A 17469-nucleotide genomic window follows, 5' to 3' on the forward strand; every position below is an offset into this window, starting at 1 on the left:
ATTCTGAAATGAGAGTTGAGTACCGGGTATACTGGCCGCCCTTTGGGCTGTTGTCGAGTATGAGAAAGGGAAGTTGCCGTGTGTGGGATATGTGGCGCTGTCCGATTTCGCGACCGCGAGCCGGTCTCGCGCGAGCTCGTCGCGCGCATGACGGACACGATGGCCCACCGCGGCCCTGACGACGACGGTTTCTACTACGACCGCTACGTTGGGCTGGGGCATCGGCGGCTATCCATTGTCGATCTCGGCGGCGGCCACCAGCCCATGTCCGACGCGGACGAGAAGGTGTGGATCGTCTTCAACGGCGAAATCTACAACTTTCCCGAGGTCCGCGCGGAGCTCGAGCGGTTGGGCCACCGCTTCCGCACGAATTCCGACACGGAAGTTATCATCTACGGCTACAAGCAGTGGGGCAAGGGCGTGCTCGAGCGGCTGAACGGAATGTTTGGCTTTGCGATATGGGACTCGGAAAAGGAAGAGCTGCTCATTGCGCGCGACCGAATGGGCATCAAGTTCATCTACTATGCGATCGTAGACGGCGTCCTCTACTTTGGGTCGGAAGCGCGGCCGATACTTGCCGCCGACGCACTGCCGCGCGGAATCGATCCGGTGGCGATCAACCTGTTTCTGCGCTACCGCTACACGCCGTCGCCGTTGACCATCTTCAACGGCATATCGAAATTGCCCGCGGGCAGTTGCATCACGGTAGCCGGCGGCCGCGTCGAGATCGAACGCTACGACACCTTCACGCCGCAGCCATTCGAGCGCATGCCGTCGATTGGCGAAGCCGAAGAACAGTTGCTTGGGCTGTACCGCAACGCCGTGAAACGGCAACTCATGGCCGACGTTCCGCTGGGCCTGCTCCTCAGCGGCGGCGTCGATTCCGGCATGTTGCTTGCCTTGATGAAAGAGTTCGGCACGAGCTGGAACACCTACACCGTCGGATTTGGCGAGAGTTATCGCGACGACGAACTCGACGACGCGGCGGAAACCGCGCGGATTCTCGGCGCGCCGAACGCGCAGGTGCGCTTGTCGTACGAGACCTACGACGACGCGCTGCCGCGCATCGTCGCGCAACTCGAAGAGCCCGTTGCGACGCCGTCCATCGTGCCGCTCTACTTCGTCTCCGAACGCGCGCGGCAGGACGTGAAAGTTGCGCTGTGCGGGCAGGGGCCGGACGAAATGTTCGCGGGCTACACGCGCCACCTCGGCGTGCGGTATGGCGCGTACTGGCGCGCGATCCCCGCGCCGTTGCGGGGGCCGCTCGGTTCGCTGCTGATGACCATGCGGCGCAACGACACGCTGCGGAGGGCGATGTCATCACTGGACACCGCGGACCAAATTCGCCGGTATCAAAATGTCTTCTCGATTTTGCCCGAACAACAGATCGACAGCTTGTTCAAAAGAGACGTGCTTCCCGCAAAGGCCGGCGACACAATCGTGAAATGTTGGGACGGATTGCTGCCGCAGTTGCGTCATCTCGACGAGCTCGGCGCGTTCAACTTCCTCGAGGTGCGCTCGTCGTTGCCCGACGAATTGCTGCTGTACGCGGATAAGCTGTCCATGGCGCATTCGTTGGAGTTGCGTGTGCCTTATCTCGACACGGACGTGGTCGAGTACGTCGAGCGGCTCGATGCCTCGTTCAAGGTCCACGGTCTCAACCGCAAGTATCTGCACAAGCGCGTCTGCGCAAACTATCTGCCGAAAGAGATTGTCCAGCGCAAGAAGCGAGGATTTGCGGTGAACGTCGTGGACGAATGGTTCCGCAAATCGCTGTCAAAACGGCTCGACGGCGCGCTACGCGATCCACAGTCGCACATGTACGCAATGATCGAGTATTCCGCCGTGGAATCGCTGTTGCGCGCGCACGTGGACGGGCGCGAGGACAATCACAAAATCCTGTTCAGCCTGGTGATTCTCGAAGAGTGGATGCGCCACTACGCCGGCGGCGTCACGGCCTGCGCATAAATCCGATATGAAGTGCGCCGGCGGGTAGACGGCGCTTTGGATGTTTTCGGATTCCCTTCGTCACGAATGATCCCAGGAATGCGACCGCGACCGCCACGGCGACTGCTGCAGCCGTGTTACGGTGCAACGTACCCGGTTGCGGCGCGCGCGCAAGGGCCACATCCTTCTTTGCGCCCGGCACGATTTTGTAAACCGAGCCACTGTGGTAATCGAGCAGATAGATTTCGCCATCGTTGTCCTGGCCGAACGCGGTGATTCGGCTGAACGTTGCGGCTCCCGGCGGATCGAGTTCCGCGGTGCGGTCCGTGAATTCGGAGATTGTTGCGCCGTCGTAGCGCATCGACCAGATCGGAAGATAGAAGTCGGCGAAAAAATACGTGCCCTGCAACTCGGGTATCGCCGATCCGCGGTATACGCGCCCGCCGACGATGCAGCGGCCCACATCGCGGTTGTAGTCGTGAATCGGCGGCGTCAGGCCCGGGTTAGTGCCGCAGGTCCCGTCGCCGCCCTTGCACGCGAACCCCTCCGCCGTCGGCCAGCCATAGTTCTGTCCGCCGGCGCTGATTGCCAGTTGGAAGTCGAGTTCTTCGCGACCGATTTCGCCCACGTCGCCGAACCAGAGATCGCCCGTGAGCGGATCGAACGCCGCCCCCCACGGATTGCGCACGCCATGCGCCCACACAACCGGATTGAAATCGGGGTCATCGACGAACGGGTTGTCCGGCGGCGCCGTGTACGGAAAGGCGCTGTCGACGTCCAGCCGCAAAATCTTTCCCAGCGGGTCCATCATGTCCAGATTGTCGCCAAAGGTGACGCCGCCATCGCCCATGAAGACGTACAGATATCTGTCGTTCGGCCCGAATGCAATGGTGCCGCCGTTGTGGTAGTCGCGCGGCTGATCGACAAGTAGTATTTCCCTGCCGCTGTCGGGGTCGGCGAAGTTACGCCGTTTCGACACCCGGTACCGCTCGATAACGGTGTCCCCGTCCAGGTTGGTGTAGTTCACGTAGAAATAGCCGTTCTTCTTGTACTTCGGGTGGAACGCGAGGCCGAGCAACCCCTGCTCGGCGTTCGAACTGTTCACCTTCGCGGTGAGGTCAAGAAACGGCTTCGCGCGCAACGTGCCGTCCTTGATTATGCGAATGCGCCCGGGCTTGCGCTCGACGACGAAGAGCCGATGCTCGTCCTTTCTCGGCACGGTTAACGCGACCGGTTCGGAGAGTCCGCCGGCCACGAGCTCCGTGGCGATAGGTGTCCCGCCATTGGCGGCCGCTACCAGAATGCCGAAGCTCAGGAGATAAGCGAGGAGATAATTCGAATTGGTTTGCTGCGAGTACATGGCGCCGCCCGATTGCCTTCGTATTATCTTACCTCAACTTCTCTCCGCCGGTCTCGTCGTGTCAACCGTTCTCGGCGGATGAACGTACGTAACACCATGCGCTGTATCCCCTTTTGACATGCAGGCAAAAGGGGCCGCACAATACGCCGTCGTCATTACCGCACTCAAATCAGCGTACACGAATGAACACTATTCTTATGCTCGTCCACAGATGTCGGCCCCTCCGGCGCGCAGTAGATTCGTTATTTCTCGCCTCAACTGTCTTCATCGCGGCATGCGGTGGGGGCAGTCCGGAAGCGCCCGTGGCGACAGCGACGGGTGACAGCGCCGGCGCGCCGCCCACCCCGGGTTCGCTCGAACTTGTATCGATCAAGCCTGTCGTTTTTGGCGGGGTGGGCCAGCCGTACAACAAGCTTCTCATCGCGGACGTTTCGTTCGAGGCGCTCGATGTATCTGCGCTCGGCACTGTCCCAAAAGTGGGCGCATGGTCGCTTGCGGGTGACGCCGCGATGCGCTCGGAGATTAGCAAGATCGCTTTGGCGTCCGACCTCTATTCGGGTTCCGCGATCGTCATCGCGGGCGGCAAACCGGATTTTGTTTTGACTCAGAGCAGCGCGACGATTCCCGCCAACGACGTGCCCGCGAAGTTGATGGCCAGCATGACCGCGAAGGCCGATGCCGGCGATGAACTGGCGTTTCGCGTCCAGTACGAATCCAAGGGCGAAGCGCTCGAACAAATCCGCGCCGTTCCCGGCGGCGGCGAGTGGCGCACCGTCGCCATCGAAGAAATCTGGCAAGCGGGCGAAGTCCCGCCCACGGTCACGGTTTCCGTCCTGCGCCGCGGCATCGAAGAAGGAAACGCGACGGTCAAGACCGTATCCGCGATCCTGATTACGACCGATGCGCCCGCGCCGGGCTTCGCGGGGCGCGAACTCTTGGCGAACGGCGATTTCGAGGAACGCGGATGGTCGAGGTCTTTCGCGCCGTGGTTCTATTCGAATTGGGGCGGAAACCCGGGCAAGACAGTGACGGTGACCACCGATCCGTCGTCACCGGAGCGCGGATACGTCGCGAGCCTGCCGCAACCGGACGCAAACCCCGGCGGGCTGTCGCTGGTGCAAACAGTGTCCGGACTCGATGCGAGCGTGCGGGGTAAAACGCTGAAGGTGGTCGTCCTCGGAAAGTCGTCCGCGCCGGGTCAATTGGGCATCGCGGTGAAGTACACGCTGTCCACCGGCGAGCAACGGCTGACGCAAATGCACAACGGCGACGGCACGTGGCAGGGCCTCGCGGCCACGGCGACACTCCCGGCGGGCGAGGCCCCGCCCAATGTGCGACTGGAAGTGTTTCGCAACGCCGGTGCGGACGGCGCGGTGTATTTCGACGGCGCGTCGCTACGGATCGAATAGCACCAGGTTACAGGTAGCCCAAGGCTTTCAGACGTTCCTGTTCCGCGGCATCGAGCCCTTCGGTGGGGCCTTCGGCCTCCGGCGGCGCAATCTGGATAGGCCATTTGTACGGATAAATCGTGTCGTAGACCAATTCGCGAAACGACGGCCATCCGATCTTCGCTTTGCCTTCGCCGATGACCGTGACGACGATGCGCGTTTCCGGCGCCGATGTGCTCACGGCGAGTTGCAGGGGAACGTCCGTGATCTTGCGTGGTTTCCGGAATTCGCGCGTCCAGGTTGTCAGCCCGGAATCCGCGCGCTGAAATTCTATCTTAAGGTGGGCGCCATCCAATCCTGCCGCCATCTCGAACAAGTGCATCTTATAATTGGGGTCCGTCTTTGCGATGAGCGCCATTTTCGCCCGCTCGACCTGCAGCGAGACCACGTTCGTCTCGACCACCGGTGCAAGCGGACGGCCGAAATGCTCGAACGCCGTTCGGTTTTCGGGAACCTCTTCCAACAGGTTCGGACCGTAGGTGTCGTCGCCGTCGCGAGGCTGCACAATCTCGCTTGTGAACGGTTGCATGCGTTCGAAGAGTTGCCGCATGTGTGCGTTGCACTGCATCAAGTCACCAACGCGCTCGGTCGCGACGTTCGTGCGGCACTTCGGATCGGCGGACAGATCGAAGAGCCACTCGATATACGGGGTCGATACCCAGGGGCGCAGCATGAACGCCTCAGTGTTCAGCGCGTACCAGTAGTTGCCCGATGCGAGAACGACGCCTCTGCCCGCCCAGTCCACCGGGTCGCCGATCGCGCCGGGCGTCACGCCGGAATCTTTTTCGCCAAGCAATGCGGGCATCAGGCTTGTGCCGCGCAGGCCCTGCGGCGCTTCGATTCCGCACAGTCCGACAAGTGTCGGGTAAATGTCGAGCAAGCTGACCGGTTCGTTGTACCAGTGCGCCGGAAAGCCGGAATAGCGGACGATCAACGGCACGTGGAAATCCTGTGACCGGAGTGTCCGGCCGTGGCCGCAGAAACCGTCTTCGAAGAACTGGTCGCCGTGGTCCGCGCTGACGATTAGCATGTCCTTCGCGTCGTCGTAGTTCAGCGCTTCGAGCAATCGCGGAAGACGATTGTCGACGTAACGGATGCAGCCGTCGTACAGATCGACCATGAAATCGATATCTTCTTGCGTAATCGTCCCGGTCTGCATGTTTCCGGGAAGGTTCGAGAATATGCGCTGGCCGTCATCGTCCAGCAGGAACCCCTCGCGAACATTCTTGCCGGAGTAGGATTTTCCCTTCTCGAACATTCTCCCGAACGGGATGGGCGGTCGATAGGGGTCGTGCACGTCGTTCAAGTGCACGTAGACAAACGACGGCGACGCCGGCTTCTGCTCGACGGCCTCGAGGGTGGTGATCACTTCGTCGATCGTTGCGGTGACCATGGTCCTCGAGTTGACTTCAAAATAGTGGTCAATCCCTTGGTCCTGATTGCCGTATCGAGACGCGTTGCCGTTTGTCGTGATCCAATACGTCGCATACCCGATTTCCTTGAACCCTTCCGCGAGCATTTTGAACTTGCTCGAGAGCCAATGGTCCTTCATTGGATCGTGAAACAACTCCGACGGGAACATGCCCGTCATATACGCGGGGACGCTGCGAATCGTCGCGTTCGAAGGTGACAAGGCCGTGCGAAACACGACTGACTTCGACGCAAGTTCGTCGAGATACGGCGATGTCTCGCGTTCATATCCCATGAAATGAAGGTTCTCGGCGCGGAGCGCGTCGATGCAAATCCAAATCACTTTACCCGGTTTCGCCGGGGCCGCGGTCGCGGCAACGCCCAACCACACAAACGTGGCGGCGCGCACAAGACGTAATGCAACTGTTTTCATTTCAGCCTGCTCTGCCTACCGAAACTCGCGTCACCAGAAAAACTAAACCGTTTCCAGGGGCATGCCCTTGATCACGTCAAACTGCTCATCCAGCGTCTTCTCGACGATGCGGACGTACTGTGGAACGAACGCGTCCGCCACGCTCAATTCCCGCACGCGCCCGTCGGCCGCGTCACGCCGTACATAGAACGCGTTCACGCCCGCGCTGTCACAGCCCGCGAGAAGGTATCCCTTCTCATCCGCCAGCTTGGTCAGCGCGGCGAGCGACGCGCCGTAGTATAAGCCGGAGTCGTGCTTCTCGTACCGGCTGAAGGACGGATCGTACTTCACCGTAAGCGAACGCTCCGGCCCAAACGACGAATTGTACTCGATCGCGACGATGCGCGGTTGTATCGCCGTAATGGCCTTCCAAACCCAATAGTCGTTCCCGTCGATGTCGACGGACAGCAAGTCGATTTCGCCGCGCATGCCGCCCTGTTCTAGCGTGGCGTTGATGTTCTCCGCCGTGACCATCGCCTGCTCGATTCGCACGCGGTCCGCGTGTGCTTTCAGCCGAATCGCGTAGTTTCGCCGCGCGCTGCGCACCATCTCCGCGTCGCACTCGAGAAACAGGCCGCTCCACCCAAAGTTGAGCGCCAGATTCGCCGCGTTGCATTCGAGTCCGTCTTCGATGCCGAACTCGACGAACCGCCGATCGGTCACGCCGGTGGCATCGAACAAGTGGAGCAGGATACCGTCCTCGCCGTGCTGCGAATACACCTTCGCTTCATACCGGTGCAGCGGTTGCTGGCATGCGCCCGCCGCGGCGATGTCGGGATAGTTGGCGCGCAGTTGCAGGGCTGCGTTGTACCGCTGCGCGGCAGCCAGTTTACCCAGGAGCGAAGGAAGGTCCGCGACACGCAGCGCCTTGGTGGTAACGCCGTGAATGATCGAGCGCAAAATGTTCTTCGGCATTTACGCGCACCCGTCCCGCAATCGCCGGTACGGCGCGGCGGACAAATTCATCCCAAGCTCACTCCACTCCACTGCGTTGCCGAGCGGTCGATATCCCGAGAGGCTACACAGTTCCATTCCGGGGCAGGAACAACGGACGCGGCTACGCTATCGCGCCGCTTGCCGCAGCGCCGGCTGCACAATTTCCACAAAGACTGCGTACAAACTCGACACCACAAACGCCATCGCGACGATGAGCATGAGGTAAAGCTTTCTGCCCTGCCCCATCAGGCCGCGGCTGACCACGGGGGTGACCTTCTTCTCGAGCTGGTTCAAGCCGAGCGGCGTCACGCCCTTTTCGTTCGTCGCGGTGGCGAAGGAGTGGACCGCGTCCAAAACGCGTTCGGCCGCGGCGAGCTGGCTGTACGCGTCGAGGCCCGCCTTCACGTTTGCCGAAAGCCGGTCCTGCGTCTGCTCGTGAATCGCGAGCAGCGTACCTTGTTCGGTCTGCTTGGCGCGCAGTTCGTCGAGCTGCCGCTTTGCCGTATCGAGCTTGCCGCGCGCGGCAGATACGACGCCCAAGGTCTCGGTCTCGAGTTTCTCCATTTCGATGAGGGTCAGATTGAACTGCTCGTCAATCATGCCCTTCTTCTCGGCGTCGGCCGCGGCCTTTTCGCCGCCCGCGGCTTTTGCGATGAAGTAGGCGTCGTCGGATGGCGAGCGGTACAGCTCGATCTTCTCGGGTTCCTGCGCCTTCGCTTCGCGGAGTGCCTGGAGCGTTTCTTCGCCTCCGGTCAAGTCGCGCTCGGCCTCGGCCAACGCCTTTTCCACTTCCCCCATCAACATTTGGCGCTCTTCGAGTTCCTTTTTCAGAATCTCGACGTTCCACTTTCCCTTTTCTTCCGCCAGCGCATTCTGGAGCGTCTCGAGGTCGGCGGCAGAACGCTCGCGTTCCTTAACGAATTGCTCCGCCGCGGCGGCGGTGCGGACCTTGCCGATTTCGCGCGACCAATCCGTCCCCGCGTCCGCCCACGCTTTAACAATAGACGCGATCCGCTCGGGGTCGTCGCCCGTCACGGCCAGCGTGATGATCGGCGAGTACAGAACCGGCCGGGCGGTCTGGTCCACCACCGTGACGCCCGCCGACATTTTGCTCGAGAAGTCTGCGAGTCGTGGGTAATCTTTCTTCGTAATCGTGTTCGACGCGAGCAGTTTGTCGTACACCTCGCCCAACAGGTTCGGGTACGTGAGCATATCGGCGTACACTTTGGGACTGAGCGGCGCCTGTATGGACGCGTTCAGCGAGAGACTACCCGCATCTGCGGGCTGCGGCGCCAGATCGATGGATGTGACGACGAGCAGTTTTTGCGCTTCGTACTCCCGTGGAGAGATGAGTACTTTCAGCACGCCGAGAATCCCGGCGATCGCCGTAATGACGATGATGAGCCGCCTGTGCTTCCATAACGCGGACAGCACGGCGACAATCGAAAACTGCATGGGGTTCTCCAGAGTAGACCCGGCGAATTCTAACAAACGCGCTTTTGCCCGGTCTAGCCCGAAGGTCCGAGCGGCGCGCCGAGCAGCGCCTCGGCTTGGGCTTGATACGCGGCGAGTTCGGCCACGTTTGGCGCGCCATACGCGATCGCGCGCGTGAACCGGTCCGCCGCTTCCCGCAGGAGTCGCTCGCGTTCGGCCGACAGGCCGGTCGCCCGCGCGCGCAGACGTTCCGCTTCGGTCAGCGCGGCCCTGCCGAGGATTTCCTGCGCCTCGGGCACGTGCGGGCAGAGCCGTTGCGCCTCCGCGGCGTATGCGCGCGCTGCGTTCAGCACGTCCGGCGACGCCGTGAGCGGTTCGTTGTTGGCGAGGCCAAGCTCGATATAGGCGGCGTCGAGCAGCGACGGGATATACCGCGGGTTCCGGGCAATACTTGCCGAGAGGTCGCCGAGTGCGCCGGGCAAATCGCCCAACGCGGCGCGCGCTTTTGCCGCGCGGTACAAGGGCATCCAGTCCGACGGCGCGTACGACGCGGCGCGGTCGTATTGTTCGATCGCCGTCGGGAACGCTTTCCAATACATGGCGCTGTGCCCGCGCGCGAGATGGAGTTGGCTCGCGAATGTCGCCGTACCCAGCGCGGCGCACGCGAACGCGATGACCGCGCAGGCGGTCGTTGCCCACGGCAAACCGCGCGGCGCGGTTTTGCCGTTCGCGGCGTGTGCGGAATAGACGCCATCCAGGAGACCCAGCACGAGAAACAGAATGCCGCCCGATACCGGCGCGTACAGATTAAATCCCAGCGCCCCGTCAATGGCGAACACAAGGAGCAAGACCGCGCAGGCAAGACCGAATTGCCGGGCCGACTCGTCGCGGGCGGCGAAGTACAGTGTGAGCGCGGCGACAAACGCGCGCGCAAGCAGGAACACGTACGCGAGCAATCCCGGAATGCCGGCCGATATTGCCGCCATCAGAAATTCGTTATGCGGGTGCTCGTTCAGCATCCGGTCGCGCGCGAAGTGTTCCTGCTCGTACGGCGTCCAGTAATCGACGTTGAGAATGCGGTAGTTGTCCGGGCCGACGCCGAGCAGGGGACGATCGGCGATCATGCGCGCCGCGCCATAGAACGAGTTGTACCGGAGCAGCAACGAAGTGTCCATCGGCACGCCGCGTCCACTGCGCGCCGCAAGCGCGCCAACACCAATCGCGGCAATTGCAGTCGCGGCGATCGTGAACGCGGCCACGGCAACTCCGATGCCGCGGCCTGCGTCGTTGTTGCACCTCGAGCGGGCGCGCCATGCGACGAGCGCGAAGACGGCGCACGCACCCAGCCCGAGCCAGCTTGCGCGGTGCCTCGTGAGCGCGAGGTGCGCGAGAAACAGCGGCACGAGTACAATCGCCCAACGGTCGCCCCGCCGCGACGCCACGAACAGCGCGCAGACTATCGCAAGCGTAAGCACGTGACCGGCGAGATTCGGGTTGCCGAACGTACTCGGCAACTGGCGAAATTGTTCGCTTGCCGCGAGCGACGTGTCCCACGGCAACGGATCGAAACCCGCGCGCTGCACGAATCCGTACGCCGACGCAATGGCCGCGGCGATTACGACTGCAACCAGCAGCGACGCCGCGTGCCGGGCTGTGGTGAACGTACGTGCGGTCACGTAGCACAGCACCGAGAGCGAGAAGAACCGTGCCGTCATCGCAAGAGCGTTCATCGGATACGGCGACGCAAGCGACGCCGCGAGATTGACGGCCGTGAATGCGGCGAGTGCGCCCATCAATAGGCGCGGCCGGGCGCCCGGAAATTCGCCGCGCCATTCGGCGGCCGCGCACAGCGCCGCGAGCACAAATGCGGCAACGTGCGTGACGAAGATTTTGATATCCACAGCCGGCAACGGCGAATACGGATAGACCGAAAGGATCAACGCGGCGGCGTATATGGCAATGCCCGCGCGGAGTATGGACGGTAAGCGGTGTCGATTCTGCATACGATGCGGCCGGCGCACGATAAAACCTGGTTGCCCCTCGCAAGGCATTCTGCTTGATCCGCGCAGGCGGTTCCAATCGCCGTGGCAAATTGGATTGATTGTTCAAGCGCCGCTTGCGATGATGCGCAACTGCACGAAAGCCCGGTATAGACCGCATTTCTCACCGCCCCGCGCCGTCGCAGCGGATGCAAAATCCTTCGGTGCGGCGAGAAATGCTCTCGAGTAAGCCCTTGAGCGCATGGCGAGAGGATTTTTCACGCGAACAGCCTGTATAGTGCGGAAATCTATGGAACTTCATGTGACGCAACGGATAGTGCATGTCTTTGGTGTTCGCGTGAAAAATCCGGGATAGGTACGCGTTGTGTCCGACCCCGTCGTCATACGCCTCGATTGTCCCGCGCACGTCCGCGCGAAGGCGCGCTACGTGTTCGACACGCTGCTCGCGGCGCGGCGCGTGCCGGTCGCGTACGACGACACCGGCGACCGAGCACCGAATGTGGTCTACACGGCGGAATTCGCTCAAGTCCCCAAGAATGCGCTCGGGGTCTTTTGCTCCGCCCGCGCATGGGATTTTTTCGGGGAAGCGGCGGATGTCGGTCGTGCGGCCACAGTCCAGGGATTACGCGTGGTCTTCGACGAATTCTGCGAGAATCCAAACACGCCCGATGCGATTTCGTTTGACCTAGTTGCGAATGCGTTCTACTTCCTGTCGAGTTGGTCTGAGCGCGTGCCGTCCGAACGCGATCGCGGGACGCGCGCGTTGTACGCGGACAGCGTGTTCAGACGGCTCGACATTCCCCAGACCGTCGTCGATGACTATGCCTCGCTGCTGATGGGCGCACTTTCAAAGTCCGCCCCAACGGTCCTTGATCGAATCTCCGGCACACGCCGGTGGCTGGACGGAAGCGCATTTGCGGTGGTGATCTCGCACGACGAGGATTTTATTCCGCGCAATCTTGCGGACACCATAACGATGGGCGCGAAATCCGTACTGCGCCAACTCATCACGCACAGGAGCCCGATGGACGCCATCCGCGTCGCGGGGGCTTTCATTGGCTCGCTGGCGCGCGGGCGCAATCCGTACCTGACGGTCCCCGAACTGGTGCGCAAAGAGCAGGCGCGTGGCGTTCGCGCGTCGTACCAGATCGCCGTAGCGAACCGGCATCCCAATGACGTGACGTACCGGATTGAGGACAAGGCTGTGCAATCGTATCTGCGGCCCATCGTCGACGCGGGGTTCGACGTGTGCCTGCACGGCAGCTACCGATCGACCGAGCGCGCGGAGTGGTACGCGGACGAAGTGCGCACGCTTACCGAGCACTTCGCGCAACCGCGCGGATCGCGGCAGCACTACCTCTCGTTCGACTACGACACCCTCTTCGCGGCACAGGAGCATGCGGGCATTGCCTACGACATGTCCATCGGCTACCCGGACGCGTGCGGCTCGCGCGTGGGATTCTCGCACCCTTACCATCCATACAATCTTGCCGAAGATCGCCCGTATCGCGTCCTCGAAATCCCATTGGTGTTGATGGACGTTACCCTGCGCACGTACCTCGGCCTGTCCGCCCCGGACGCACGAGAACGAATTAAGGCGGAATTGGAACTGTTGCGTCGTGCCGGCGGATGCGGCTCCATCGTCTGGCACCCCATTCTCTTCGGCGGCGCGCGCGACCCCGGGTTCGACGACCTTTACTGGGAACTCATCGATCTCACGCAGGGCCTCGGCGGGTGGGCCGGCGACGCGCGGTCAATCCATGACGCGCTGCGCACGGTCCTTCGGCAATACCCAAGCTTCCCCCCTTCTCAGTAACTTGTTATAATGCGATAGTTTGTGCTGCGTCTGATGCATCCGGGCGACCTCGTCTGCCGCCCGAATACCGTCAATGGATGGCCGACCGAACATGGGCGAACAGCCGCTGGGGACATCGATTCCGGGAACGACCGCCGCCAAGATTACGGCATCGGCGGGCGAACTCAATGTGCCTGCGGGCTGGCACGTCCAAACCCGCCGTCGCCGCGGTTATCTTCTTTTGGCACAACGGGTTGGGGGCTGTCTGGTCGCTGCGGGCGCTGTGCTCGCGGCGTTTCTGATGGAGCATGGATGGCCCGACGCGCTGCAAGTGGGCCGCAGTGGTCCGGCAGCCATGCTTGACCTGCTGGTAGAGACCCTGCTCTCGCCCGAGTTTCGTCCGTATCTCACCCTGCTGTTGATTGCGCCCCTGCTGCAATTGGTCACAGCGCAATGGCTCCGCCTCTACGCCGTTTCGCGCACCCATATCGTGCCCTTCGGCGCGATGGGTCGAATTGTGCGGTGTGCCGCGCTCATTACCGCGGCGTTGTATGTCCTCGGCTTGGCGTACAGGCCCGAAGGCGCCAATAGCGAAGCGTCCTTCACGAACTTGTATTTCATCTATCTCGCGATGGCGCTGTTTTTTGGGATGCTTCTCGTGCGTTCGGCGCTGCTAATTGGCGTCGTCGCGTTGCAGCTCTTCGACATCGGCCGAACGCGCGTCGCGATCCTCGGCCAAGACAAGAGCGCGAAAGAGCTTGTCTCGCTTTTCTCGAAACCGTCGTCGGAATACAAACTGTCGGGCATCATTGCATGCGGCGACGAGAACGCACCTGAAGTCGCAGGCGCCAAGTCCCTGGGAACGGTCGCCGAACTGGATCGCATTATCAACGAAAGCGATCTGGATGAACTGATCATCGCCGCCGATCTCGGTTCGTTGAGCGTCGAGCAGCGGCAGAACGTCGCGCAGACGTGCTGGCAGATGGCGGTCGATCTGCGAATGGTCGCTCCGTTTTATCCGTCGTTCCACACCGAAGCGCGCACCGAATACGTCGGGAGCGTGTGCCTCCTGAACGTCGCGCGGACCGGTCTGTACGCGCAATGGCCGCAGACGATCAAGCGCGCGATGGATATTGCCGTATCGCTCGCGGCCCTTGTCGCGCTGTCGCCACTCATGCTTATCACAGCGATCGCCGTGAAGCTCGATTCACCCGGACCGATCATATTCCGGCAAAAGCGCGTCGGCCTGAACGGGCGCGTTTTCAATTTTCTAAAGTTTCGCTCGATGCGGCACAACAACGACCCCACGATTCACAAGCAGTACATCGAATCGCTCATCAAATCGAAACAGGCCGCAGCCGTGGACAAGGACGGCAAGCCCATTTACAAGATCGCGGACGACCCGCGCGTCACGCGGTTTGGAAGGTTCATCCGGAAATTCAGCATTGACGAGTTGCCGCAATTATTCAATGTGCTGCGCGGCGAAATGAGTCTTGTCGGCCCGCGCCCGCCGGTGCCTTACGAAGTCGAGCAATACGAAGACTGGCATTACAAGCGCCTGCTGATCCGTCCCGGCATCACCGGCATGTGGCAGGTCGGCGGACGCAGCCGGCTCAGTTACGACGAGATGATCCGGCTCGACGTGCAGTACATCGAAAACTGGTCGCTCTGGCTCGACATTCAAATTCTGTTCAAAACCGTGCCCGTCGTGCTGCGCATCGGCGATTCGTACTGAGGGGAAGTGGCCGTGCCCGTTGCCGATGCGCGAATCCGTTACTTGACGATCAATGTGGTCGTGTGGATTTTCGCTGCGTGTGCGTGCCTCGGCGTGCTCGCGGGCGCGCGCCGTATCGGGATGAACTGGACCAAGCATCAGCAGTCCGTCTCCCTGATCGAGGACGCGCGCGGCGCGCTCCAACAGGGCAAGATTGAAGTCGCGCAGGACCAACTGGAAACGGCGCTCTCGCTCGCGCCGACGGCATGGCCCGGTATGGCCCGGCAACTCGGACCGCAACTGATCGGGCTCCCAAGCGTGTTGCGGTCGTTGGAACACGTTGCCGCGGCGGGCGACGTATACGGCGGCGCGACCGCGCTCGACCGCGCGCGCGCAAGACTTCTTCGTGGCGACCTCGATTCGGCGCGCGAAGTGCTTGCCGAGGAAGGCGGCGCGGGCGACGAAACGTCATACGTCCTGGGGCACGTACTGTTCGAACAGGGCGATCTCGCCGAGGCCAAGAATGCGTTCGATCGTTACTGGGGCCGGCGTACGCCCGAACGCGAACGGACGATCGCCGCAATCGTCGAAAGGACCGCGGCGACGGACGAAGTCCTTTGGTCGCTGGTGACGTTGGGACTTTGGGACGAAGCGATTCGCCGCGGGTCGGCCGCGGACGCCAAGGCGACCGCCGAGGGACAATTCCTGGCCGCACTCAAGGCCGATCTTGCAGGCGACCGCGACACGGCACGCGCGGCCTACGAACGGGCGCTCGCGATGCGCCCCGGCTTTTTGGTTTGCTTGCGGCGCCTCGCAAAATTGTAGCGCGAACATAGAAGGGTACTCGTCACGATGCGTGTGGGTGTGATTGGGCTGGGATACGTAGGTCTTCCGCTGGCGCTCGAGTTCTGCCGGGGCGGCTTGAACGTCGTCGGCATCGACGTGGATGCGGAAAAAGTAGCGCGAATCGCGCAGGGCGAAACAATTGTCCTCGATGTCGGTTCGGACGCGCTGCGCGAATCGCTGGAAAAAGGTTTGCTTCTCGTAACGACGGACTTCTCCGTGCTGCGAGATGTCGATGCGGTGTGCGTTTGCGTGCCCACGCCGCTGACCAAGACGATGGACCCCGACATTTCCTACATCGTCGCCGCCGTGGACGAAGTGGCGAAGTACTTGCACAGCGGCATGCTCGTGGTGCTCGAGAGCACGACCTATCCGGGGACAACCGACGAACTCGTGTTGCCCCGGCTCGAAGAGACGGGCCTGAAAGCCGGCGTAGACTTCTTCCTCGCGTTTTCGCCCGAACGCGTCGATCCCGGCAACCCGACATGGCACACGCGTAATACGCCCAAGATTATCGGCGGCGTCACGCCGGCCTGCACGAAGCGTGCGCAAGCGCTTTATAGCCACGCCGTCGAAACGCTGGTCCCGGTGAGCAGCCCGAGCGCGGCGGAAATGGTAAAGCTCCTCGAAAACACCTACCGCGCGATCAACATCGGTTTGGTAAACGAACTCGCGATCATGTGCCGCCACCTCAATGTCGACGTTTGGGAAGTGGTCGAGGCCGCGAAGACAAAGCCCTTCGGGTTCATGGCGTTCTATCCCGGCCCCGGTCTCGGCGGGCACTGCATCCCGGTCGACCCGCTCTACCTTTCATGGAAGATGAAAACGATGCAGTACACCGCGCGGTTTATCGAGTTGGCGACCGCGATCAATTCGAGCATGCCCGAATACGTTGTAACCCAGATCGCCGACGCGTTGAACGACGCCCGCAAAAGCGTCAACGGCAGCAAGATTCTCGTCATGGGCGTGGCCTACAAGCAGGACGTGAACGACACGCGCGAATCGCCCGCCATCGACATCATCGGCCTGCTGCAGAAGAAGGGCGCGGACGTGTCGTATGCCGATCCCTACGTGCCGGAGCTCGAGCGCGGAGGAAAGCCGATGAAATCCGTCTCGAACGCGGCGTCGTATGCCGAATACGACTGTGTAGTCGTTTGCACCGCGCACAAGTCGTTCGACTACGACCGGCTCGTGCGCGAGGCCCGGCTCGTGTACGACGCGCGCAACGCGACCAAAGACCATGCGCCCGCCCCCACGTGTACGGTCGTGAAACTGTAGTCTGGACGGGCCGTGCGCATGTATCCCTGGCAAGGACCCAAACAAGCCGTAAAGGACGCGTGGTTCAGCGTCTGCGCGCGCCGCGCGGCCCGCGCTTTGGCGCGCGCAAGCGATCCTTCCGCGGCAAAGCTGGCGCTTGCCCTGCGCCAGTTTGCCCGATTCTCCGCGGACACGCAGGAGATGGAGTGGCTCACGCGCTGCGAACGCTTGAGGGCAGATTTGAGCAAGAGCAACGAAAAAGTGCGGATGCGCAACTTTACGAAGGAAGCCGAAACGGGCCGGCCGCACTTTGACGACTACACGCTCAGCGAACTCTGTCTTGGCGGCGCCAAGCCCTACGTCTGGAACTATCTCCTGTTCCGGCTCATTCGCGCGTTCAAGCCAACGCACTGCCTCGAAATAGGCACGTCGATCGGCGTGTCCACCAGCTATCAGTCCGCGGCGCTCACGCTCAACGGCGTGGGTACTATCGACACCCTCGAAGGTTCCGAAGACCTTTCGCGCGCCGCCGACCGCCATCTTGCTGGCATCGGCATTACCTGCGCGCGCGGCCACATCGGCATTTTTCAGGAATCGCTTCCGGAAGTGCTGCGCGATATGGGTACCGTCGACTACGCCTTCGTCGACGGCCACCTCGAACCCGCGGCGACGTTGCGCTACTTCGAAATGATCAAACCTTACCTCTCCGATAACGCGCTCTATGTGTGCAGTTGGATTCGCTGGTCCGAGGGCATGCACGGCGCCTGGCAGAAGATTATTGCCGACCCGCGCGTCGTGTGCAGCGCCGACCTGTACAAATATGGCGTCGCGATACTCCGCAGACTATAGTCCT

At 61.9% G+C, this 17469-nt stretch carries 12 protein-coding genes; 7 read left to right on the forward strand and 5 right to left on the reverse strand.

Annotated features, from left to right (window positions below; translation table 11 throughout):
- Positions 1-78: 78 nt before the first annotated feature.
- A complete protein-coding gene (gene asnB / locus HUU46_09525; GenBank protein ID NUM53869.1) occupies positions 79-1968 on the forward strand; it encodes an asparagine synthase (glutamine-hydrolyzing) in 1890 nt (629 codons plus the stop codon).
- Here asnB and HUU46_09530 read toward each other — a convergent pair.
- Positions 1952-3307 carry a PQQ-dependent sugar dehydrogenase gene (locus tag HUU46_09530; GenBank protein NUM53870.1) on the reverse strand — a complete coding sequence of 452 codons (1356 nt, stop codon included), beginning with the start codon at positions 3305-3307 and terminating at the stop codon, positions 1952-1954. The two genes, asnB and HUU46_09530, sit on opposite strands and share 17 nt — an antisense overlap.
- Positions 3308-3609: 302 nt before the next feature.
- Here HUU46_09530 and HUU46_09535 point away from each other — a divergent pair, with 302 nt between their 5' ends.
- Positions 3610-4716, forward strand: coding sequence for a hypothetical protein (locus HUU46_09535; protein NUM53871.1), 1107 nt, complete (start codon positions 3610-3612; stop codon positions 4714-4716).
- Positions 4717-4723: 7 nt separating this feature from the next.
- Here HUU46_09535 and HUU46_09540 read toward each other — a convergent pair whose 3' ends face one another.
- From HUU46_09540 to HUU46_09555, 4 genes are all read right to left on the reverse strand, one after another.
- Positions 4724-6598 (reverse strand): sulfatase-like hydrolase/transferase, encoded by a 1875-nt coding sequence (locus tag HUU46_09540; GenBank protein NUM53872.1) that lies wholly within the window; start codon positions 6596-6598, stop codon positions 4724-4726.
- A 42-nt stretch (positions 6599-6640) separates the two neighbouring features.
- Positions 6641-7552 carry a hypothetical protein gene (locus tag HUU46_09545; protein ID NUM53873.1) on the reverse strand — a complete coding sequence of 304 codons (912 nt, stop codon included), beginning with the start codon at positions 7550-7552 and terminating at the stop codon, positions 6641-6643.
- A gap of 147 nt (positions 7553-7699) precedes the next feature.
- On the reverse strand, positions 7700-9028 hold the full coding sequence (locus tag HUU46_09550) for a hypothetical protein (GenBank protein NUM53874.1): 1329 nt from the start codon (positions 9026-9028) through the stop codon (positions 7700-7702).
- 53 nt (positions 9029-9081) lie between these two features.
- Positions 9082-11010 (reverse strand): O-antigen ligase family protein, encoded by a 1929-nt coding sequence (locus HUU46_09555; GenBank protein NUM53875.1) that lies wholly within the window; start codon positions 11008-11010, stop codon positions 9082-9084.
- A gap of 361 nt (positions 11011-11371) precedes the next feature.
- On the opposite strand from HUU46_09555, the gene HUU46_09560 reads away from it, so the two are divergent.
- From HUU46_09560 to HUU46_09580, 5 genes are all read left to right on the forward strand, one after another.
- Entirely contained in the window at positions 11372-12823 is a 1452-nt protein-coding gene (locus HUU46_09560) for a hypothetical protein (GenBank protein NUM53876.1), read from the forward strand.
- A 73-nt stretch (positions 12824-12896) separates the two neighbouring features.
- Positions 12897-14537 (forward strand): sugar transferase, encoded by a 1641-nt coding sequence (locus HUU46_09565; protein NUM53877.1) that lies wholly within the window; start codon positions 12897-12899, stop codon positions 14535-14537.
- A gap of 12 nt (positions 14538-14549) precedes the next feature.
- Complete coding sequence (locus HUU46_09570; GenBank protein NUM53878.1) at positions 14550-15341, forward strand: hypothetical protein; 792 nt, start codon at positions 14550-14552, stop codon at positions 15339-15341.
- A gap of 27 nt (positions 15342-15368) precedes the next feature.
- Positions 15369-16637 (forward strand): nucleotide sugar dehydrogenase, encoded by a 1269-nt coding sequence (locus HUU46_09575; GenBank protein NUM53879.1) that lies wholly within the window; start codon positions 15369-15371, stop codon positions 16635-16637.
- An 18-nt stretch (positions 16638-16655) separates the two neighbouring features.
- Positions 16656-17465: a class I SAM-dependent methyltransferase gene (locus HUU46_09580; GenBank protein ID NUM53880.1), complete on the forward strand. Its 810-nt coding sequence runs from the start codon at positions 16656-16658 to the stop codon at positions 17463-17465.
- Positions 17466-17469 lie beyond the last annotated feature (4 nt).

The organism is Candidatus Hydrogenedentota bacterium, from assembly GCA_013359265.1.
In the GTDB taxonomy this organism is placed as follows: Bacteria; Hydrogenedentota; Hydrogenedentia; order Hydrogenedentales; family SLHB01; genus JABWCD01.

Coding starts and splice junctions, on each gene's coding strand:
- HUU46_09565 (NUM53877.1), top strand. CDS start 12,897: ATGGATGGCCGACCGAACATGGGCGAACAGCCGCTGGGGACATCGATT.
- HUU46_09575 (NUM53879.1), top strand. CDS start 15,369: ATGCGTGTGGGTGTGATTGGGCTGGGATACGTAGGTCTTCCGCTGGCG.
- HUU46_09545 (NUM53873.1), bottom strand. CDS start 7,552: ATGCCGAAGAACATTTTGCGCTCGATCATTCACGGCGTTACCACCAAG.
- HUU46_09540 (NUM53872.1), bottom strand. CDS start 6,598: ATGAAAACAGTTGCATTACGTCTTGTGCGCGCCGCCACGTTTGTGTGG.
- HUU46_09580 (NUM53880.1), top strand. CDS start 16,656: ATGTATCCCTGGCAAGGACCCAAACAAGCCGTAAAGGACGCGTGGTTC.
- HUU46_09555 (NUM53875.1), bottom strand. CDS start 11,010: ATGCAGAATCGACACCGCTTACCGTCCATACTCCGCGCGGGCATTGCC.
- HUU46_09550 (NUM53874.1), bottom strand. CDS start 9,028: ATGCAGTTTTCGATTGTCGCCGTGCTGTCCGCGTTATGGAAGCACAGG.
- HUU46_09530 (NUM53870.1), bottom strand. CDS start 3,307: ATGTACTCGCAGCAAACCAATTCGAATTATCTCCTCGCTTATCTCCTG.